This is a genomic window from Calothrix sp. NIES-2100 (genome assembly GCF_963875285.1).
In the GTDB taxonomy this organism is placed as follows: domain Bacteria; phylum Cyanobacteriota; class Cyanobacteriia; order Cyanobacteriales; family Nostocaceae; genus Aulosira.
In genome coordinates, this window is the sequence record NZ_CAWNLA010000001.1 from 7,069,465 (window position 1) to 7,090,640 (window position 21,176).

Here is a 21,176-nt window from a genome sequence, read left to right on the forward strand (position 1 = left end):
CAATCCAAAATCTATTTGCATACACAACATACAACCAGAAAAATATGCAAAAACAATCTGAAAGTTATCAGGATTTAGTGAAGGCGCTCAAATCTGCATCTACATTGCTAAATTTAGAGCGTAAATCACAACTATCTCAAGATATAAATACTATCTCTCACTACTTGGCTAATCCTAACTTTCAGATTGCGGTATTTGGCCCCTTCAATCATGGTAAATCCACCCTATTAAATGCCATTTTAGGAAATCGTACTTTACCAATTGATTTAATTCCCACGACAGGCGCGGCGATTACCGTCAAGTATGGTACTGATTTACGCACGCGAATTCTATTGAGAGATGGTACAGAAATTTATCGCAGTGGTACGGAAATTTTGCAGCAGTATGCAATTTTGGATGGTAACAGACAGATGCGTCAAGATGTTACATCTGTAGAAGTTTTTTGTCCTCATCCTTTTTTAGAAAGGGGTATAGAATTACTGGATTTACCAGGTACAAACGATCGCGAAGAACAAGATAATTTAGTACGCGATCGCCTGTTATCTACAGATTTAGTAGTACAATTACTCGATGCTCGCAAGTTAATGACTTTGGGTGAGCGAGAAAACTTGCGCGATTGGCTATTAGATCGGGGTATTAAAACAGTTATTTTTGTCGCTAATTTTATTAACTTACTTGAACCCGAAGAACAACAGCAAGTACAAAATCGCCTGCTGTTTGTCGCCGAAAGTTTTCGCGCCGAATTACCACCGGGGTTTAGTAATTTATATCGTGTGGATGCTTTACCAGCTTTAAGAGCCAGATTAAAAGGTGATGTTGCTGCTGCTACTAGTAGCGGGTTAGCAACCTTTGAAGCAGCTTTGCAAAATATTGTCAGTATTTTACAACAAAATCGTGGCGATGTGCGATTACCCAGAGTGCAGGCGATCGCTTCGCAAATTCAATTCAATTTAAAATCAAAAATTGACCCCCTCCTGAGCGAAATCAACTCTTTTGATGGAAAGGAAACTGCTAAAATTGAGGTTAAACAAAAAGCTGCTAATCTAATTCAACAAGGCTTAAGTAAGAGTATTGCTGAATTACGCACTTGGCTAGATTTATCCAATCTGCTCAAGAAATATCAAACTAATGCCACAGTAGCAATAGCCGAAGATAAATTTAAAACTTGGCAAATAGATACTTTAAAAAAAGACTTGACTGAGTTACAACTAAATATCATGAAATGGCTTTATCAAGCTTACGAGTTTTTCAAAGAAGCAAGGCCAGAAGATTTATATATTCCCTTACCTAGAGAACCACAAATTACATTACCACCTAAACCAGGTAATAGTAATGATTTAAGTGAACCTGGTGCGATTGCAGTTGGTGGTGGTATTGGTTGGTTATTGGGTGGCCCTGTAGGTGCGGCTGTGGTTGGGAGTATTTCTTATTTATTAAACAAAAATATTCAAGAATCTGACGACAAATCAGCTAAGGAATCTTATCATCAGCAGGTTGCGCAACTTTGCATAGCTGCAACTGAAGATTATTTCTCCCAATTGAGCAATCAAGGATTATCAATTTTGGCTGAATTTGAGCATAAAGCTAAAAAGGTAATTCACTTTTCAGGTAGCCAAGAACCTTTAGAAATTGCCAATAAGCGTAAAGATTTGCAGCAATTACAAAATAGTTTTAATCAATTACTACAAGAGTTAAATAAAGCTAAGATATCTACCAATTATCAACCTTACCGAGAAACGCCAAAATATACGCCATATACCCCACCAGTAGAAAAGGAACAAAAAACTTACTCAAAAGTAGAAGAGAAAGTTAATGCTTCTGCATCCTCAACATCTAAAACTTCTTATACTTATCAAACATCTTCCACTCAGCGAGTTAATACACCTCCACCTCCACCACCCAAGGCTTCACCCTCGCCAAATCCAGCAGAATTGGAAGCAAAATTTCGCAATTGGGAACTTGATGAGGAGATAGCGCGAATGAAAGCAGAAATGCGTAATCCTGGTTCTCAAGCTAACAAACAGCAGAATACATCCCAAAGCAATAAAGCACCTCAGCCACCTAAAACCCAAGCAGAAAAAGACAAAATTACCCGTGCTTATGGAATTTTAGGATTACAGCCAGGTGTATCATTGAGTGAAGTGAAACAAGCTTACAAAACTTTAGTAAAAAAATGGCATCCAGATTTATTTGTGCATCAGCCACAGTTACAAAAACAAGCTCAAGAAAAAATGCGCCTAATTAACGAAGCTTATACAATATTATCTAATCAAACTCATTGATGTTGACTACTGTAGATGATGAACTTGCACCACCAGAAGCGGGATTCGGTTTTCATTAATAGTTTGACACTGCTACAGGTTTCTACCAAACTTTCATATCTAAAACAAATCCTGGTAACACTGATTCACCGCTAACCCTGTCAGGATTATCTAAACATTCCTCTGGTTCGCCAGGACGATAAATATATACTTGGCGATGCTGTCGGTCAATTAACCAGCTTAACTTTACTCCTGGTTCCCTCATGTATTCTGCCATTTTTTCCTTTATGGGTTGCAGGTTCTCGTTGAGGGATCTGAATTCAACTACAAAATCGGGAAATAGATGAACAAATCGTTCTTTTTGTTTTGATGACAAAGTATTCCACCTTTCTAATTTCATCCAAGAAGCATGGGGTAATCTATTTGCACCTGTTGATAGCTTAAATCTTGTGCTGGAGTCGAAAGTAATACCCGTACCATCTTGTTCTGACCACGCATAAAGTTGACTAAATATGTGTTCGTCACGATTCCCTGTTTTTCCGTTTGTAAGCGACATAATTGATATGTTTCCCCATTGATCTCGCTCAATGCGTAAATCACGATTTACCTGACAAAACTCAAAGAATTGTTCATCTGTCATTTGCATTGATGGCGGAATTTGTAACACCAAGGGGAATGAGAGCATAATGCTTACCAGACTAACTTTTATTTATATTTTCACGTAAAAATATAAAGGCGCAAAGTTTTATCTTCGCGCCTTGACAGCAGATATTTACATGAAATAATCTTCAGACTTACTTGTTAGGCTGAGGTGTCAAGCGCAGATAGGGTTTAACTACCTCGTAACCTTTGGGGAATTTCTCCTTCAACACTTCAGGATCTTTCAAGGAGGGGACAATTACAACCTTATCCCCATCTTTCCAGTCAGCTGGTGTAGCCACGCTGTAATTATCTGTCAGTTGCAGAGAATCAATTACTCGCAACAGTTCATCAAAATTGCGTCCTGTGCTGGGAGGGTATGTGAAACTCAGACGTAGCTTTTTGTTGGGGTCAATAACGAAAACCGATCGCACTGTCACAGCTGCATTAGCATTGGGATGGATCATATCGTAAAGGTCAGAAACCTTACGATCTGCATCTGCCAAAATTGGGTAGTTGAGAGTAGTGTTTTGGGTTTCTTCGATATCGCCCACCCATCCATTATGGGATTCTACATCATCGACGCTGAGGGCGATCGCTTTAACGTTGCGCTTGTCAAATTCTGGTTTTAGCTTGGCAACCGTGCCTAGTTCAGTGGTGCAAACAGGTGTATAGTCAGCAGGGTGAGAAAACAGCACTACCCAGCTGTCACCTGCCCATTCGTAAAAATCTATGTCGCCATGTGTAGAGGCTTGCGTAAAGTTGGGTACTGTATCACCTAGACGGAGAGTCATGAGAGCTTCCCTGTAGTTAGAAGGCATTAAGTATTCTACTACGTAAGCGTGACAAAATACCCCGGTTTCCCCATCGGTTTAAGAGATTTGTAAAGAAATGTTATTTTACGTAATTTCCCGTAAAGAAGCTCAATACATTAAGGCGATGGCCTGATTTGCTGGTATGCTTCGATAGTTTGGTGAGCGATCGCATCCCAACTGTAATTTTGTAATGCATATTGTTGGGCGTTGATTCCCCGGCGTTGACGTTCTTGGGGATTTTCCAAAGCTGCTTGCAATAAATTTACCAGTACTTGTACATCCAGTCTACCTACCCACCCAGACTGACTTTCGCGTATTTGGTGACAAATATGCACTTGGTCGGAAATTACTACAGGTATTCCTGCTACCATCGCCTCAGCCACAGCAATGCCAAAATTTTCATAGTAGGAAGGCAAGACGAAGACATCAGCGGCTTGTAGTAAACTAGCTTTTAGCTCACCTGTGACAAAGCCTGTAATTGTAGAGTGCGATCGCAGTGGTGAATTTTGGATTTGAGCAATGATATTTTGTTCATAATCTGGATCTTGGGGATTTGTCCCAGCCAAGACAAAGTGAAAATTGCACCCAATAGCTAATAACTTTTCTAAAGCTGGAATTAACAAATTTAACCCTTTTTTCGGATCAATCCGTGACATGAATAATATCACAGGTACATCACAAGGAATACCCAACTGATTGCGTACCAAATTTTCCTGTCGCTGGTTGCTGAATTGAGGCGGAACCACACCCAAGGGAATCACTAAATCTTGGGTATTCACCCCAAATCTTGATGATATTTTTGCTTCTTGATCGCTAGTAAAATGAATTGCAGCCGCCCCAGCTAAATTTTGCCGTTCAATAATTGCTGCATACAGATGTTTTAATAATTTTTTCTTACGTAAATCAGCCGGATCAAGAGTTCCTAAAGGTCGCAAAATATAAGGTAACTTTTGCTGGCGACAGATAGTTGCTGCAACACTACTCACAGGCGAAAACAAAGCATGAATATGCGCTAAATCAAACTCACAAGCGTGACGTTTTAACCAATTGACTAAATCTAGGGAAAACTTATAGCGACGAAATGGCGCACAACGGAAATATAAAATTTCATAACCATCTTGTTTTACAGGTTCATTTAAAGGAACATTCAGAGGTTTTTGTCCATTATCGCCATTACTATTAGTTGTGATGACTGTAACCTCTACTCCCTCTTTTACCAAGGCGGGAGCCAGCCCTAAAACCATTTGACTAGGCCCGCCATAAATTAGAGAAATTGAAGGGACAATGTGTAGGATTTTCATAAATTTGTCCTTTCTTATTGAGAAGAATATTAATTAGAAAACATAACCGTATCTGATAAAATATGTGCGATACTTTGCGTAACCCTCCGCGCCACTCTGCGTTTAAAACCTAAAATTTTTCAACACCTAATGACTATTAACAATTTCCTGATAAAAATCCAATTGCTGCTGTGCTAAAGCTTTATTTGTATATTGATTCATCACTTTTTGATAACCCATCACACCGATTTGGTTAGCAAGTTCTGGGTTATCAATTAATTGAGTTAAGCAATTAGCTAAAGCCTGAGCATCACCTTCAGGAAAGACTAAACCAGCATCACCAATCACATGGGGAATTTCACCAGAGTTAGAACCAATTACAGGGACTTTACAAGCCATCGCCTCAATGAGTACATGACCAAATTGTTCTTTCCAGCCAATAGCAGTCAAAGTTTTAAATTTGTATGTCGTTTCTGAAGGTAGTACTAAAGTATCCATCAAATTAATATACTGAGGTACTGCATTATGAGGAACACTTTCAATGATAATTACCCGGTCTTGAATGTAGTTTTCCGCTGTTATTTTCAGTAATTCTGTATATAACTCTCCCCGTCCAAGCAGCAGTAACTTCCAAGGTTTATCTTTTATGCTTATTAATGCTTTTAAAAGGGTTAGCAAACCTTTCTCTTGCACAAATCTGCCAACAAAACCCACAACAAAATCACTTGATAAAATTCCTAATTTAGCGCCTAACTCCGGTTGAGGTTGGTGAGTAAACAATTGTTCATCTACACCCAACTGTGGCATAACTTTAATCGGTCTTTTATATCCTTTATCTTGGAAAATTTTTGCCCCATCCTGATTACCACAAATAATTCCGTGGCTATGGCTAAGATTATATTTTTCTAATAATTCAACTGGTAACTTTAGATTATATGGTAAGTTCCACCATGTAAAAAATACATTTTTGGCGTTCAAACCCAAGAGTACATTTAACGCAATTATCTGAGTATAAGCCAGTCCCCTAGAACCTTGTTCTACCTGAATTACATGGGGACGAAACTGCTGTAATAAAGATACTAAATCAACACCAAACGTGAGCAATCCTTGCTGATTTTGACTAAAGTTAGAAACAGGGACGATTTTAAATGCGCCTTCATCGCGGTATTCTGTTTCAATAACTTTGTTTTGTACACCGCCCGGTCGCCAGGTTTTAGGAACAACAACCGTTACTTCAATTCCTGGTTCTAGTTGAGATAAAGTGCGTAACTTCTGGCAATTTAAGTCTACAATATAAGTATGGCTAGCAACTAAAATTTTCATAGATAATTTGCATAATTTAAGTAATAGGGAGAAATCGTAATATGGGCATTGCCCACCCTACAAAACTAGATTTATAAGGGTAAAAAATAACTAAAATTCTTGATCAAGACGACTATAAATTTGCCCATCATTCCATAATGATTGAATGATAGTACCTACAGCTTTGAGAAAACCCAAAATATAGAAAAAGCAACGAGTTAAGATTTTGATGGGAGAAGCGCTTTTATGACAAGGAGGTCGTCCCAGGACGTGACAATCAAATAAACGGGCGTAGAGGCGTAAAGCTTGAGTAACGGTAAGGTTTTTCAGTCCCAGTAAGAAATGATTGTGGTAAAAGGTGAGTTGATATTTGAGCGATCGCATACTAATATCATGACAACCTCCTGTTTCTTCACCCAAATGCACTAAATCAGCCTCTGGGTCGTACCAAATCTTATATCCTGTCTGTCGCACGCGCAAACAAAAGTCCGATTCTTCGCGCACAGCACTACCGCGAAACCGTTCATCAAATCTCAGTCCATATTTAGTAAAAATTTCCCGGCGAAAAGACATATTACACCCCCTAGCAGTGAGTACTTGCTGGGGTTTGATTGTGTGGACTAAATCTATGTGATACCAAGCAATTCCTGGGTCCATTGCTTGGGGAGGAAGATATTCAATTTGCAATTCTCCCCCAGAATCACCTAATTTCATTCTGTCAAATACTCGTCCAGCAACAGCCCCGACTTCTGGATTTTGCAAATAGTTTTTTGCATGGGCTGATAAAAAGCCAGATGTTAACTGTACATCATCATCAATAAATAAAATTATTTCACCCTTTGCCCGTCGTACACCATAATTACGTGCGCCTGGTAAACTCGCCCAATCTAAGCGGAACCATTTAATTTTATCGGCTTTTACTAATTCTTCTAGGTAAGCTTGAATTTCTGGTAGATGCTTTGGAGTTTGGTCTACTACTATAACTTCAAAATTTGGATAATCCTGTTTCATAATATCTATCAGACTATCTTTTAGGGCTTCCTCTCGAGAATAAGTAGGGATAATTACAGAAATTAAAGGTAGATTAATCATAGTTTTTATATGCAAAATAAATGTTGTATTTTTTTATTAAAAATTCTCATTTTAATTAAAATTTATATGCTGATATATTCAGAAATGTATCTCACAAGTAGTAATTTTTTATTAAAAAATATGCTAATTTAACAAATAAAATACTATAAATTATTAAAATAATACTCACTATTAATAAACAGGCTTGAGATAATTTTTGGAATTACTGCCAACATTAAACCTGTCTCACGCAAAGACGAGGCAGCGCGCCCTTGGTGGTTCCCCCCGTTGTAGCGACTGCCGTTGCAAAGACGCAAAGAAGAAGGTAAGAATAAGGACTTTTGCAAGAAGTCTAATATAACAGTCGTATTTGATTTCCTTCAGATACCCGAATTCTTTAAGAAATTGAGTATTTAGTTGACTCTATTAATCTAAAAAGACAATCTTGTCACCTGAATCTAGCCTAAACTACAGCTAGGAATTTGCCCTCAGGGAGTTTACGGTAGTATCCTAAATGGATATTTTATCGCTGGGAACTTGTCAGTTAAAGGATGTTTGAAAAGTCGTCTTATCGCTATCAAAAGTTTTATATCCCTCTAAATCTCCCTTAAAAAGGGAGACTTTGATTCCGCTTCCCCCCTTAAAAAGCAGGGCCGTTTCATTCGTAATGGTATGTATTTTGTCAATATGATTGGTGATAAATATCAGGGCAAAAGTCATAAATTGGTGACCATTTTAATGCCTAAGATTGAATGCCAAGCTTATTTTTTATCTCCTGAACCCTTGCATTTGCAAGCCTTTTAGGGAATGAAACAGCCCTACCCTTAAAAAGGGGGGTTAGGGGGGATCTTAAAGTGGAAAGGTACAGCAAAAAACTTTTCAAACACGCTCTAAGCTCGACTTTATCCATTTTTACGCAACCCACCCCGATGCTGAAAGCATTGCGGGACGGTAGTTTTAGTTTTTGGACTTGAGCTTGAATCAGTGACATGGAAAAAGTATTTGCCAAAAAGCCAGGATTTTTGCCGGATATGGAGAACCAAGTTCTTAATTTTGGATAAAGTCGAGCTTAGAGGAGAGGTTTTTTATTGGTTTTCTGCGTCGCTTCACTATTTGCTTGTTCTTGTTTATCTATGAATGGTAATTTAAAAAGAACTCCTGCATAAAACCAGTAATAAACAGCAACTGGATCGACATCGAGAGGATAATAGTAGGTGTTATAGCTAATAAACAATATAAATACCCACAAAGATGCTCCATAAGTGCGGAAATTACGGTTTTTTATTGAGCGATAGGTTTTAAAGCCAGTTCTTGTGAGGGTAGTCACAAAAAATAAGAAGCCAATTAATCCACTAATTCCTACTTCATAAAGTATTTTGGGAAAGTATGTTTCTATCAGTTTAGTTTCACCCATTGAACGAGCAGAATTAGTGGCTCTTCCTAAGCCACTTCCTATAGGAGCATCTACATTTTTCCAGGTGTCTTCAAATTGCTGAAAGATAAACTCTTGGGGTGGTGAAGTTTCCCAGCGACCTGTAAAACTATCGATTCTTTCTTGCACTACAGTAGGGTTAGTTACCATAGCAATACCCAAAATTACAGCCAATCCGATACCGATGGGAATAAACCGTTTGAGGTTGGCAATTTGACCAGTAAGAAATAATAAAACTACGAAGCAGGTTGGTACTAAAGCTAGAGCAATTCTTTGCCCAGAAATCACAGCATTAATAAACACTGTTGCTAAGGAAGCTAAACTTATAAATCGCCAAATTATCGAAGGGTCGGAGAAGCCAGTAGCAAAGTTAAAAAAGGTGCTAGAAATTAAAAACCATGCCCATTGCCAAGGAGCAACAAAAGTTCCTGGAAGGCGAATAACTCCTTCTTCTGGACTATATAATAATGAGCCGCCAAAATAACATCTAGCCTCTAATGTGGCTCTAAATAAGGCATCTCCTACATAACCTCTAGTACCTTGACATATACCAGTGAGTAATAATAAATATTGAATAAATCCCAGGACGCAACAAATAAGTGTTAAGACAACTTGTAGCCGTGATAAAAATAGAAAATCTTTTTGATTGCGAATTAAATAATAAGCACAGGTAATTAGAGGTACATAGCCTAAAAATACTTTTAATCCCAAAATACCCAAACCTATAGGAAATTCACTTGGTGCTTTTTCTAGCAATCCTACTTGAGGTGGGTTAAACTGCTGTCCGCCATTGATAAATATTAGTGTTAGTAAACACAAGCCTAATAAAATTAATAGTGGGGTTTTAATGGCTTGGGGAATAATGAAAGGTAACCCCTGCTTCTTACAACTTTGCCAAACTCCAATTAAGGCGGGAATATAGAAAGCATCTTTAGCTAATTGCAGTATGGGACTATTACCAATGTAGTAAGTGATTGTACCCCCAAAAGGGACGTAAATAATAAAGGCAAAAAGGGCTTGGCGGGGATATTTATAAGAAAAAGAAAGGATGATAATTGCTAAAACACCGGGAACTGCTGCTTTAATTCCACCTGCAAAAAACAGCAGTATGCCTAAGAATAAACCGCCACCAACGGCGGTAGTTAATAAACTGATAAATTCTTTTTTTGCTAGATTAGCCTTGCGCTTTTGGGCTAACTGTTCTTTGAGGCTAAGGGTAGATTTTTCTGTTTGCGATGCCTGCGGCGGGCTACGCCTACGCTTTTTTGATTTTTGAGATTTTTGATTGGATTTCGCCATGTGTTTCAGTACTGAAGTGCTGAGTTCTGAGTAAGTATAACTCAGCACTTCAGCACTGGTTATCCTAAGTGTTGCTGGACTTGTGAAACCAGTTCATTTGTCCAGTGGTGTGCCAGTTCTGCATTGGCCGCTTCCACCATAACCCTGATAACTGGTTCTGTGCCAGAAACACGGACTAAAATTCTACCAGCATCACCCATTGCTGTTTCCGCCTGGGCGATCGCTTTTTGTAGTGGTTCGCAATCTTTCCAGGCCATGCGGCGATCGCGATCTAGTACGCGCACGTTCTGCAATAGTTGGGGGTAGGTCTGAAAGCTTTGGTCTACCATTTCATGCAGTTCAACACCAGCTTCTTTAATCAAAGCTGCTATATGTAAGGCCGTTAACAAGCCATCTCCGGTCATACCATAATGACGGCAAAGAATATGACCAGATTGTTCGCCTCCTAGCATTCCCCCATGTCGCAACATTTCGGCTTGCACATATTGATCCCCAACGGCGGTGCGAATCAATTTTCCACCTAATTTTTCCCAAGCCCTTTCAAAGCCTAAGTTAGCCATGACGGTGGAAACTATCAAATTATCTGGTAATTGTTGCTGTTGCTTGAGGTGGCGTCCCCACAGGTAGAGAATGTAATCACCGTTAACTTGTCTACCTGTACTATCTACAGCTAAAACCCGATCGGCATCGCCATCAAAAGCAAAGCCAACATTAGCTTTGTGTTCTTTGACAGCAGCTTGGAGAATTTCTAAATGGGTAGAACCACAATTAACATTAATGCGATCGCCATCTGCTTCGTTATGCAAGCAAATAACCTCTGCCCCCATTTCCCTAAATACTGCTGGGGCTAGCCCAACTGCTGCGCCCCATGCTAAATCTAAAACAATCTTCATCCCTTGGAGATTAACTGCACCTTGTAAAGGTTGTTTTAAAGCATCACCATAATCTGCAACTAATTCTGTTCGTAAATAATGTCGCCCGCAATTATTTACCACACTAGCAACGGCTGGTTTCTTGCCTCGCAGCCCAGCTTCAATTTCTGCTTGCAATGCTAGTGATAACTTCCCACCATCCCCATCAAAAATTTTAATGCCGTTGTCCTCTGGTGGGTTATGGCTGGCAGAAATCATAACTCCGCCTATGGCATCACTGACGCTTGTCAGATAAGCAACGCAGGGAGTAGGGCATAAACCTAAATACCATACCTCTATTCCCGCTGCTGTTAACCCGGCACTCAAAGCCATCGCCAGCATATCGCTGGTGTTTCTGGAGTCTTGTCCGAGAATCACTGGCCCTGAGTTATTGGCATGAGTACGCAAAACAATCCCAGCCCAAAAACCTATTTGCAATGCTAAAGGCGCATTCAGCAATTCTCCTACTCGCCCGCGAATCCCATCTGTACCAAATAAGGGATTGTTTGGCAGCGTTATTAAGTTAGGGGAATAATTGCTGGCGATATTGCTGACTACAGCAGAACTTCCATTCAGGCCGCCTTGAGTTCGAGTTATTGATGAAACCATATATTAAAACACTCCACACAGTCACACTGCAAAATAGCACTTTACACTTTGTTCAACAATTCTGACTTATTACTGTTTGATTTGGATAAGTAACTATATATAGATAAATCACTAGTATCCCATTTATCAGTGCTAATACTTAGATTTTGCCCCTTCACTTTTGATGGCAATTTTTGTAGATTTGCCTCTAGTACTCTGTCAAGATAAAAATTATGGACTGTAGTGCGGGCCGAAAAGGCCGCGTGAGCGAGACGCTCACACTACCAAAAATCCCTCAAAACAAAATTGACAGACTAATAGGCTCCTCTACCATTATGGGAAATGGTGCCAAATCATAGCATATTTACTGAATAATTGTTTGCGCGATCGCGATTCTTCGCTTCTAGTTCATCGATGCTAATAAACTTACTTATAGATTGTTCTTTTTAGAGAATATCTCTAATTCTCAGAATACTGTTTATCAGCAAAAATACTTATGAATTTTCTTATTTTATCGTAAAGATTCCTTAAAATATCTGGTTTCTGCAAATTGATAAATAATCTTTGCAAGCATGACTAGGACTTTTGACGGTTTTTCCTAGTTAATGATGACTCTACAAAGCAGCGGCAGACAACTAAGCTGTAGAAAACATCACATCCGCTGATTTTTCGCAAAATCAGCAGTTATTGGGGTAAATCCGCAAATTAGCTCATGACGACTGCGAATCATCTTCTAAAACTACAGGTTCTTACGCTTTACTGTGCAAAAAAAGTTCAAACTCCGGTTGCTTAAAAATTTTTAATATAAATTCTCATCAAATCGTTCTAATGTAACGTTTTAATGGCCTAATTTAGCCATTAGTAAATCGAAACTCTGGTAGTTGACCTTTTAAAGTTGAGAATTTTAGCATGAGTAGCAATTTAGCAAGCAAATTGCGTGTAGGCACTAAAAAAGCCCATACGATGGCAGAAAATGTCGGTTTTGTCAAGTGCTTTTTAAAAGGGGTTGTGGAGAAAAGCTCATACCGCAAGCTAGTTGGTAATTTCTATTTCATCTACTCAGCTATGGAAGAGGAGATGGAAAAGCACCAGAACCATCCAATTGTTAGTAAAATTAATTTTCCTCAACTCAACCGCAAGCAAACCTTAGAGGAAGACCTGAGTTACTACTATGGTTTTAACTGGCGGGAGCAAGTCAAACTATCTCCAGCTGGGGAAGCTTACGTCCAACGTATCCGGGAAATCTCAGCCACAGAACCGGAATTATTAATTGCCCATTCTTACACCCGTTACCTTGGTGATTTATCTGGTGGACAAATCCTTAAAGGTATTGCCCAAACAGCAATGAACCTCACTGATGGTGGTACTGCCTTTTATGAATTTGCAGAGATTACCGACGAGAAGGAATTTAAAGCTAAGTATCGTCAAGCTTTGGATGAATTGCCGATTGATGAAGCTACAGCCGATCGCATCGTGGATGAAGCCAACGCCGCTTTTGGTATGAACATGAAGATGTTCCAAGAATTGGAAGGTAATTTAATCAAAGCCATCGGTATCATGCTTTACAACACCTTAACCAGAAAGCGCACCCGTGGCAGCACCGAACTCGCTACCGCTGAATAATTCGTTGTAAAATCAATTTTTTTAAAATCTAGGGGCAATTTCCCTGGGGTCACCTGAGTAGATGAGGCTTAGGCGATCGCAAGGAAGTTGCCCCTCAGGCTATTAGACTGGGAATATTAGATTGTGAATTTGGAATGGGATATTGTTTTCAGCGGGATTCGGGACTAATAAGTCATGATTTTAGCTTTTTCAGTTTAATTTGTTGGATTAATGCTTTTATAGCGGATAAAAAAGTTTTAAAATTATTAGGTAATTCTGGGTAAGCACTTGACCAGGGCGATTGTTGAAGATATAACCAATAAATTTTCTTTTCAGCAGCAATACACCAGCTATGCCAAGGTTTTAATGAGCCAACAAAATGTACGATAATTGATTCCTCATTAATCGCTGATTCTCCCGCATATAAGTTAACTAATGAATTCCACTTGTTGTCTAAATTTAAAAATTGACCATCAATGACTTTGTTTAAAGCATCTTGATCTAATAACAGGACTAAGTCAGGTTGATTACGGATTAAATCAAGACATTTACTGCCCACATCTATTTTGCGCCATGCATCTAAATTAATTAGCATGACACCAGCGTTAAAATAATAGTCACTCTGAAGTTGAAGCCTTTTTTTTGTAGCTACAGCTTTTGCTAAACCGCTATAAGCTGCAATTATATAATTGGATAGATCGTAATTATATAGCTCCAGAAGTGAACCGTTAACGATTAAATCTGAATCAAGATAAAGAACTTTACTAAGATGGCTGGGCAGGAGATCGGCTGCTAGTAATCTATAATATGAAGCAGATGATATGTGGTAAGATAATTTTAAATTTTTTACAGATGCATCATCTATTTGATAAATTAAAAAATTCACATCACACTTGGCTTTAAGTTGTTCAAGTTTATGATGCAAATTACTGTTGATTTTATTAGTTATTATATGAACTTGTTTGACATGTTCAAGATTATTCAATATTAGAGAGGTGACAGCCACACCAAAGTGTTGTTCATATTGTTCATCAAAACAAAACAGAATTTCCATGTGATTCCTAAATTTTTATATGGAAATGGTTTCAATAGGGAATTAAATTCACAAACAGCATTAAGAGTTTGAGAATTAGTGCAGAATTTCAGCTTAAAATAACTAAGTCGAACTTTTGATTCAGTTTAACCTCAGTATTTAAGTTTGTAATCAGCAAAATTCACTATACTGAGTAAATTAGGCAAAAATATGGCTACAAAAATTCCTGTCACAGTGATCACAGGCTTCTTAGGTAGTGGTAAAACCAGCCTAATTCGCCACCTGCTACAAAACAACCAAGGACGAAGGATTGCGGTTTTAGTTAATGAATTTGGCGAACTCGGTATTGATGGCGAATTGTTGAAATCCTGTCAAATTTGTCCCGAAGATAGTCAGGATGGAAGTAATATCTTTGAGTTAACTAATGGCTGCTTGTGCTGCACCGTGCAAGAAGAGTTTTATCCGACGATGCAACAGTTACTCAAGCGACGCGATCGCATTGACTGCATTGTGATTGAAACTTCTGGGTTAGCTTTACCAAAACCCCTAATTAAGGCTTTCCGATGGGAAGAAATTCGCACTGGTGCAACAGTGGATGCGGTAATTACTGTCGTGGATTGTGCGGCGGTAGCAGCGGGGACATTTGCCAGTAATCCAGAAGCAGTGGCAGCCCAACGGCAAGCAGATGATAGTCTAGAACATGAAACTCCATTGCAAGAACTGTTTGAAGACCAATTAGCTTGTGCAGATTTGGTAGTTTTAAATAAAACTGATTTGGTGGATGGTGAGACTAAATCACAAGTTGAGGAATTAGTCAAACAAGAATTGCCGAGGGTGGTGAAGATTGTGGAGAGCGATCGCGGTCAACTCGATCCATCTATATTACTCGGTTTGCAAGCGGCTGTGGAAGACAATTTAGATAGCCGTCCTAGTCATCATGATACGGAAGAAGACCACGACCACGATGACGAAATTACTTCAACTCACGTAATTTTAGACCGTGCCTTTGACCCGGAAAAACTACAACAACAGCTGCAACAAATAGCAAATCAACAAGAGATTTATCGCATTAAAGGTTTTGTAGTTGTACCGAATAAACCGATGCGTTTAGTTATGCAAGGTGTCGGCACTAGATTTGATAAGTTTTACGATCGCCCTTGGCAACCAGAAGAAGCTAGGCAAACTCGTTTAGTATTCATCGGTCGCGATTTAAAATCTGCGGAGATAGAATCGCAACTTGTAGCTTTATAAGTTAGTTAGCTAGCGGATATCAAATTTGATTTGAGCATAGATTTTGGATTTTAGATGAAAATTTCTTCAATCCAAAATCCAAAATTTCAAATCTAATACCGATTCAAATAATGTTTGCGACACATCAATATATTCTAGAGGGCACAGCAGTGCTGTGCCCCTACCATCTGTCACATTCTTTTTTCAAATTGGTATAAAATTTGGTGATTACTCTGAACGTAGGGCTTTGACTGGATCGATCTGGCTAGCCCGCACGGCGGGAGGTAAACTAGCTCCTACCCCCACCAGTAAAGCTGAACCCAATGCCAACACTGCAATCCTGTTATTAAACTCGTAGGGCAATTTAAAGGTATCAGCGACTATAACCGTCAATCCGTGTACTGCTCCCAAGCCTGCTGTTCCTCCAATTAGACTTAAAAGCATAGCCTCGAGAATAAATTGCAGCATAATTTCCTGTTGGGTTGCTCCTAATGCCCGTCTCAAACCGATTTCAGCGGTTCTTTCGGTTACAGAGGCAATCATAATGTTTGCAATCCCGACACCGCCAACTAATAGTGCGATCGCGCCTACTGCCATTAAACCTTGAGAAGCCATCTCCAGGGTTTTCTGCTGCTGGATGATGTCTGATACATTATTCCAAAACTTAAATTTTTGACCTGGGAATCTTTGTAGCAGCAGATCCTCAGCTTGGTGGCTCAAATCTTCTACATTTTCCAGTTTGTCAGGGCGCATTTGGATGCTGCCAATATCGCGGCTACCAGTTAGAGCATTATAAACAGGCATCGGTACATACAATTGACCCGTTGGCGGGGCATTTTCATCTAGACTAGTCGCTACCACCCCGACGATGATATAGGGTCTACGCCCAGCATAAATCATCTGACCTAAAGGATTCTGCTTCTGAAAAAGTTGTTCTGCTAGCAATTGATCGACAACTACCACTGGTCGGTAACTGGCAAAATCTTCAGGCGTAAAGAACCTTCCTGATAGTAAGGCTTTCCCAGAAGTCAGCAGAAAATCTTGAGATACAGGTGACATAGGAGGACTAAATTCCTTGTCCTGAAATACAGTTGGTGTAGGGCCAGCCCAATTAAAAGCACTGATTGCCCGTAAACCCACTAACCGTTGGCGCAAGTATTCCATATCTTCCAACTTAAGTTGACTACTGCGACCACCAGAATCCCAGTCTGGGTATACCGAGACTTGAGGTGCGCCTCGTTTTTCCAGTTGTTGGGCGATCAAAGTGCGGCTGATAGTGCCAACCTGAAGTGTGGCACTGACAGCCGCCACACCCATAAATATCCCTAGAGTAGTCAAGGCAGAACGTAAAGGATTCCTACCTAAGGAGTGAAAAGTAATAGTCAGTAAGTCAAAAGCTGAAAGAGCCATTTGATAACAATTCAAAATTTAAAATTCAAAATTCAAAATTCAAAATTACAGCAGTTTTCATGTATTTAGACTACAAGCTGGTATCTGTATTTCTTTGTACCTTTGCGCCTTTGCGCCTTTGCGTGAAATAAAAAAATGTGGTTCATTTACCTGAAAATCGCTGTAAGAAAAGAAAGCTAGATAATATAAGGCTTAGGACGTGTATATCTGTTACATTATTTTTGCAAATTGGTATTACTTGTCAGTAATTTTAACTGGCATTCCCGGCTTTAATTGCGATTCTACAGGTGGCAGGATAATTTGTTCGCCAGCACGCAAACCAGAGGTGACTTCTACGTTCAATAATCCCTCCAATCCTAAATTAATAGTTCTTTTCTGAGCTTGATTTTTAGTATCCCGAATCCACACAAAAGGCTGTGCTTCAGAGCGCTGAATAGCTTCTGTGTTTAAAACTACTACATTCTGCCTTTGTTGCAAAATAATCTCAACGTTTACTCGGCTACCAGGGAGCAGTGTCCGAGTCGGGGTATCAAGCCGAACCGTTGCGGGTACTGTTGGTTGATCTGATGGATTTTGACCGCCGCCCTCCTGTTTTTGAGCGTCAGCTGTGAGTGCTTGAGGATACAGGCTTTGTACGCGTCCAGTGAATGTCTGAGGATTAGGGCCGATGGCTGTAACGTGGGCAAATTGGCTGACTCGGACTTGAGCAGCGTTGAGAGTAGAAAGCTGGAGTTTCACCAATATTTTTCTGGGGTCGCCCAAGGTAAGCAGGTTGGTACGCACCTCTACTCCATCACCATCTTGCACATTGACACCTAAAACTACGCCATTCATTGGTGCAGTGACGATATTATCTTGGAGTTGCTGCTGAATCAGTTGGCTCTGCAATCGCAGGCTTTGAATTTTGAGCGCGGATGTACGTGTCTCTGACTGCGCATCTCGCAGCGCAGCTTTAGCTACGCGCACTGCATCTTCCTGAGATTGAGCTTGTTCTAGTGCAATTGCTCCCTGTTTGACTAAGGGATTCAGCCTCTGAAGTTGGTGTTCTTCGGCGCTTAAACGCTCTTGGGCTTCGATAATTTTATCGCGATTGCGTGCTAAATTGAGTTCTTCTTGCTGAATTTGCAACTGTTGATCGGCAAGGGCAATTTTTCTCTCAGGATAGCGCAGGGTGAGTAAAACTTGACCAGGTTTAACCCTGTAACCAGGTTTTACCATTACCCGTTCCACTGCACCCTCTTTTGGTGACTTCAAAATCCGCTGTTCCCGCAGTTCAACAGTACCACTTTCATTGATTGTGGTTTCAACATTACCCCGCTCGACGGTGAGTAAGCGCACTGCTATTGGCTCAGGAGGTTGATTGATAACTAAAAAGTATGTCAGCCAACCGCCAACACCGACTGAAGTCAAAACTCCTGACCAGGCTAGCCATCGACCTGCAATTTTGAATCTATTTTTTTCATCTTTCCAGATCATGAGACTTGTCCTAGTGTGGGTTTGCAGTTGGCTACAAGTGAGGACGAGTGAACTACCTACAGCGACTCGAAGAGCGCTGTAGGCTTCTGGTACATTTTAATGTTTCCAGAACTTCCTTCGAGGTACTATTAGTAGTAGATTCAGTTACTACAAGATTCCCTTTACGGCGTTTTATCGTGGGGAACAGTCCCAGCCCCACGCGCTTAATGTTGATAGCGGCGTTAACGTCACGGTCAACTTTTAGCGATTCAAATTCATCCCAATACTCACGGATATCGCGATCAGTAAAAATGAACTCGTCACGATACGCAAGTAATTGAGATGTGTATGCAGGTTTTACTGCTATTGTCCTAGCACCAGCTTTTCCAGCTATGTATTCTAGGATTGTAAAAAACTGCCCAAATGCAGCATCATTCCAAGATTTATTCAATCCTGATTTAGCTGATTGACCGTTGGGTAAATATTTACCGTTTTCATCTTGTTTAGCTTTATTCCTTTTTGAGAGAGATATTAACTTAAGGTCTTCATATAAAAAAACTTTCTTATTTGTTCTTATCAAAGCATGAGCAGTTTTGAAAGCATGGTCAATTCTTGCTCTAGCAATACGTTGATGAACTCTAGCTTCTTTTTTAGCTAGTTTACGACGTGATTTACTACCTTTTTTCTTAGCAGATTTACGGTTAGATATACGCGCTAGTCTTTTTTCAGATTTTCTGAAAGACTTAAGAGATGGCAACTTATTGTTATATGAGGTTGCCAAATAATCATCTTCATGAAGTACAGCATCTAGACCCAAAGTATTATCCCAAGTTGGGATAATGTTATCAGGAGAAAAATTTGGTACACTTGGGTCTTCTAAACAAATAGTGATGTACCAGCCATCAGCTTTATTAGTCAAAAGTGCGTTTTTTAGGACAAAACCATCAGGCAATCGACGGTGTAAACGTACCTTTATCCAACCTTTTAACTTTGAAAACGACAAGAATAACCAATCTTTTTCTATGCGCTCTATCGTTATAGCTTGCCCTTCTATCCGCATAGTTCGGTAACGTGCGGCATTTTTAAATCGTGGCTTTCCTGCACGTACCCCATTGCTATCAACGCCAGTTCCCTCAACGCGGGGAACCCGCGCACGGGACTGGCTCCCCTGAATAAAACGAGAAAAAGCCAAATCCACCCGCTTAGAAACATCTTGTAACGTCTGTGATGGAACACGAGTAAAATCCAACAATTCACCAGAAGAAACAACTTTTATTAAATCTTCTTTGAGAATAGGTAACTGTTTCTTTTGAGAATAGAAGTTAGGATGATCTCGTAATTCAGGCAACGAACAAATCAATCGACAGGCATTAATGCTATTGCGATTGTTTTCCCACCAATTAAACCTATCTCCTAGTTGCTTGTTGTACCAGTACTTACATACTCGCAACCAGTAATTAAGCTCTAGCTTTTGATTGGTATTTGGGTAAATACGATATTGATAGTTAAGCAACAAGGAAACTCACCTCCTGAATTTTTAATCTTTTTGATTTAGCTAACACTCTCGTAAGTCGAAGGCGACGAGGCGGCTATTTTTCAATACACAGCGGAAATTATCGCGCAGGTAGCGATGCAAGCGATCGTAATGATATAGCCACCAAAAGGCCGGCCATCCAAAAACGATGAAGCTAGCGCCCCTTGAGAGCGATCGCTCTATTTCTGAGATTGCAGTTTCATCATCTGTTGGTGGGCCCCAATACTGGCCATCTCGTTCAATGAAAGGAATAGCATGGCGATCGCCTACAAACTCACCTCCCCACTGATTTTGGTCAACCAAAATAAAACTTTCTCCTGGGGGAATCAATGCAGCCACGTCTTGTGCTGCTAATTCTAATCGTTCCGTCCAAGACCAATATAGATGTGGTACTAAGTGGTGTATGGACTCACTTTTTCTAGCATTCAAAGCTAGCAAGCGTTCTCCTAGTTGCTGACGATAGGTGGGATCGGCAGCACGGTCTGATTGTAGAAGGTAAGCGATCGCATCTATGGACTCGGCCAAGACAGAAAACTTCTGCCAAGGATGCTCTGATATCTGTCCTGGATGAGCGCGAATCAGCGCCAGTTCCTTTTTCAAGAAAACAATATCAAAACGCGCCGCTAGCCGGAAGGACAAATTCGAGTCAATCGTCGTCCAGGAATGTGGACTATCAAACGAGCCGACCTCTGCAATTGCAGCAGCCCGCATCATTGTAGTAGCAGTATAAATAGAGCAACCGCGCCAAGCAATACACAAATCGATGTATTCCAGACCTTTGATTAAACCATCGGGCATATCTCCAGTGTCTTGTTTTTGCGGCAAGATTGTGCCATTCTCATCGATGAACTTAGGCAACGCCAAAGAAAACCCAGCACTGGGATGTTCATCCAAAGCTTGGACAGATTCACGGATGAAGCTCGGGAGAATTAAATCGTCGTCCGGCACTATGGTTAGATATGGACTTTGATTCACTTCAATGATGCGTTGCCAATTTCTGGCGAAACCAATATTTTTTTCGTGCCTGATATAGGTAATTCGCTGGTCTTCCTTCGCCAGCGATCGCACAACCATGTCAGTATCATCATCGGAGGCATTGTCCAAAACTAACAATCGTAAATCTGGATAGTCTTGGGCTAACACACTTTCCATACAACGCTTAAGTAAATCTGCCCGATTGTATGTAGGAATTGCAACAGTAACTTTTTCTTGAGACATTTTTTATACCCATAAACAAAACACAACAATACTTATACAAAAACTCTTTTAAACTCTTATTTCTCCGCGTACTCCGCGTACTCTGCGGTTCGTTTT

15 protein-coding genes are annotated in these 21,176 nt (G+C 40.0%); 3 read left to right on the forward strand and 12 right to left on the reverse strand.

Annotation, left to right across the window (positions count from 1 at the left end):
- Positions 1-44 precede the first annotated feature (44 nt).
- Positions 45-2,282, forward strand: coding sequence for a dynamin family protein (locus AACU32_RS28835; protein WP_096604740.1), 2,238 nt, complete (start codon positions 45-47; stop codon positions 2,280-2,282).
- An 82-nt stretch (positions 2,283-2,364) separates the two neighbouring features.
- On the opposite strand, the gene AACU32_RS28840 is transcribed toward AACU32_RS28835, so the two are convergent.
- The 7 genes from AACU32_RS28840 to glmM all read right to left on the reverse strand — a co-directional run bounded on the left by AACU32_RS28840 (position 2,365) and on the right by glmM (position 11,619).
- A complete protein-coding gene (locus AACU32_RS28840; protein WP_096604742.1) occupies positions 2,365-2,946 on the reverse strand; it encodes a Uma2 family endonuclease in 582 nt (193 codons plus the stop codon).
- A 109-nt stretch (positions 2,947-3,055) separates the two neighbouring features.
- On the reverse strand, positions 3,056-3,694 hold the full coding sequence (locus AACU32_RS28845; RefSeq protein ID WP_096608224.1) for a peroxiredoxin: 639 nt from the start codon (positions 3,692-3,694) through the stop codon (positions 3,056-3,058).
- Between the two features lie 137 nt (positions 3,695-3,831).
- On the reverse strand, positions 3,832-5,016 hold the full coding sequence (gene hpsP, locus AACU32_RS28850; RefSeq protein ID WP_096604744.1) for a hormogonium polysaccharide biosynthesis glycosyltransferase HpsP: 1,185 nt from the start codon (positions 5,014-5,016) through the stop codon (positions 3,832-3,834).
- Between the two features lie 126 nt (positions 5,017-5,142).
- Complete coding sequence (hpsO, locus tag AACU32_RS28855) at positions 5,143-6,318, reverse strand: hormogonium polysaccharide biosynthesis glycosyltransferase HpsO (RefSeq protein WP_096604746.1); 1,176 nt, start codon at positions 6,316-6,318, stop codon at positions 5,143-5,145.
- Positions 6,319-6,408: 90 nt separating this feature from the next.
- A complete protein-coding gene (gene hpsN / locus AACU32_RS28860; RefSeq protein ID WP_096604748.1) occupies positions 6,409-7,389 on the reverse strand; it encodes a hormogonium polysaccharide biosynthesis glycosyltransferase HpsN in 981 nt (326 codons plus the stop codon).
- Between the two features lie 1,048 nt (positions 7,390-8,437).
- Positions 8,438-10,099, reverse strand: coding sequence for a hormogonium polysaccharide biosynthesis protein HpsL (gene hpsL, locus AACU32_RS28865; RefSeq protein ID WP_096604754.1), 1,662 nt, complete (start codon positions 10,097-10,099; stop codon positions 8,438-8,440).
- 59 nt (positions 10,100-10,158) lie between these two features.
- Positions 10,159-11,619, reverse strand: a complete 1,461-nt coding sequence (gene glmM / locus AACU32_RS28870) for a phosphoglucosamine mutase (RefSeq protein WP_096604756.1) — start codon at positions 11,617-11,619, stop codon at positions 10,159-10,161.
- A gap of 888 nt (positions 11,620-12,507) precedes the next feature.
- On the opposite strand from glmM, the gene AACU32_RS28875 reads away from it, so the two are divergent.
- The gene (locus AACU32_RS28875) at positions 12,508-13,221 is read left to right on the forward strand and encodes a biliverdin-producing heme oxygenase (RefSeq protein WP_096604758.1); all 714 of its coding nucleotides are present in this window, start codon (positions 12,508-12,510) and stop codon (positions 13,219-13,221) included.
- A gap of 172 nt (positions 13,222-13,393) precedes the next feature.
- Here AACU32_RS28875 and AACU32_RS28880 read toward each other — a convergent pair whose 3' ends face one another.
- Positions 13,394-14,254 carry a glycosyltransferase family 8 protein gene (locus AACU32_RS28880; RefSeq protein WP_096604760.1) on the reverse strand — a complete coding sequence of 287 codons (861 nt, stop codon included), beginning with the start codon at positions 14,252-14,254 and terminating at the stop codon, positions 13,394-13,396.
- Between the two features lie 189 nt (positions 14,255-14,443).
- On the opposite strand from AACU32_RS28880, the gene cobW reads away from it, so the two are divergent.
- The gene (cobW, locus tag AACU32_RS28885) at positions 14,444-15,484 is read left to right on the forward strand and encodes a cobalamin biosynthesis protein CobW (RefSeq protein ID WP_096604761.1); all 1,041 of its coding nucleotides are present in this window, start codon (positions 14,444-14,446) and stop codon (positions 15,482-15,484) included.
- A gap of 207 nt (positions 15,485-15,691) precedes the next feature.
- Here the strand turns inward: cobW and AACU32_RS28890 are convergent, their stop codons facing one another.
- The 4 genes from AACU32_RS28890 to AACU32_RS28905 form a co-directional block, all read right to left on the reverse strand.
- Complete coding sequence (locus AACU32_RS28890) at positions 15,692-16,873, reverse strand: ABC transporter permease (RefSeq protein ID WP_096604763.1); 1,182 nt, start codon at positions 16,871-16,873, stop codon at positions 15,692-15,694.
- A 234-nt stretch (positions 16,874-17,107) separates the two neighbouring features.
- Positions 17,108-18,349, reverse strand: a complete 1,242-nt coding sequence (locus AACU32_RS28895) for an efflux RND transporter periplasmic adaptor subunit (RefSeq protein ID WP_096604765.1) — start codon at positions 18,347-18,349, stop codon at positions 17,108-17,110.
- A gap of 52 nt (positions 18,350-18,401) precedes the next feature.
- Positions 18,402-19,844 (reverse strand): RNA-guided endonuclease InsQ/TnpB family protein, encoded by a 1,443-nt coding sequence (locus tag AACU32_RS28900; RefSeq protein WP_096604767.1) that lies wholly within the window; start codon positions 19,842-19,844, stop codon positions 18,402-18,404.
- 39 nt (positions 19,845-19,883) lie between these two features.
- Positions 19,884-21,080 (reverse strand): glycosyltransferase family 2 protein, encoded by a 1,197-nt coding sequence (locus tag AACU32_RS28905; RefSeq protein ID WP_096604769.1) that lies wholly within the window; start codon positions 21,078-21,080, stop codon positions 19,884-19,886.
- Positions 21,081-21,176: the final 96 nt, after the last annotated feature.

Excerpts from the sequence above, each read along its gene's own strand:
- hpsP (WP_096604744.1), bottom strand. The coding sequence starts at position 5,016 with ATGAAAATCCTACACATTGTCCCTTCAATTTCTCTAATTTATGGCGGG.
- AACU32_RS28895 (WP_096604765.1), bottom strand. The coding sequence starts at position 18,349 with ATGATCTGGAAAGATGAAAAAAATAGATTCAAAATTGCAGGTCGATGG.
- hpsN (WP_096604748.1), bottom strand. The coding sequence starts at position 7,389 with ATGATTAATCTACCTTTAATTTCTGTAATTATCCCTACTTATTCTCGA.
- AACU32_RS28875 (WP_096604758.1), top strand. The coding sequence starts at position 12,508 with ATGAGTAGCAATTTAGCAAGCAAATTGCGTGTAGGCACTAAAAAAGCC.
- AACU32_RS28835 (WP_096604740.1), top strand. The coding sequence starts at position 45 with ATGCAAAAACAATCTGAAAGTTATCAGGATTTAGTGAAGGCGCTCAAA.
- AACU32_RS28845 (WP_096608224.1), bottom strand. The coding sequence starts at position 3,694 with ATGACTCTCCGTCTAGGTGATACAGTACCCAACTTTACGCAAGCCTCT.
- hpsL (WP_096604754.1), bottom strand. The coding sequence starts at position 10,099 with ATGGCGAAATCCAATCAAAAATCTCAAAAATCAAAAAAGCGTAGGCGT.
- glmM (WP_096604756.1), bottom strand. The coding sequence starts at position 11,619 with ATGGTTTCATCAATAACTCGAACTCAAGGCGGCCTGAATGGAAGTTCT.
- AACU32_RS28890 (WP_096604763.1), bottom strand. The coding sequence starts at position 16,873 with ATGGCTCTTTCAGCTTTTGACTTACTGACTATTACTTTTCACTCCTTA.
- AACU32_RS28905 (WP_096604769.1), bottom strand. The coding sequence starts at position 21,080 with ATGTCTCAAGAAAAAGTTACTGTTGCAATTCCTACATACAATCGGGCA.
- AACU32_RS28880 (WP_096604760.1), bottom strand. The coding sequence starts at position 14,254 with ATGGAAATTCTGTTTTGTTTTGATGAACAATATGAACAACACTTTGGT.
- hpsO (WP_096604746.1), bottom strand. The coding sequence starts at position 6,318 with ATGAAAATTTTAGTTGCTAGCCATACTTATATTGTAGACTTAAATTGC.
- cobW (WP_096604761.1), top strand. The coding sequence starts at position 14,444 with ATGGCTACAAAAATTCCTGTCACAGTGATCACAGGCTTCTTAGGTAGT.
- AACU32_RS28840 (WP_096604742.1), bottom strand. The coding sequence starts at position 2,946 with ATGCTCTCATTCCCCTTGGTGTTACAAATTCCGCCATCAATGCAAATG.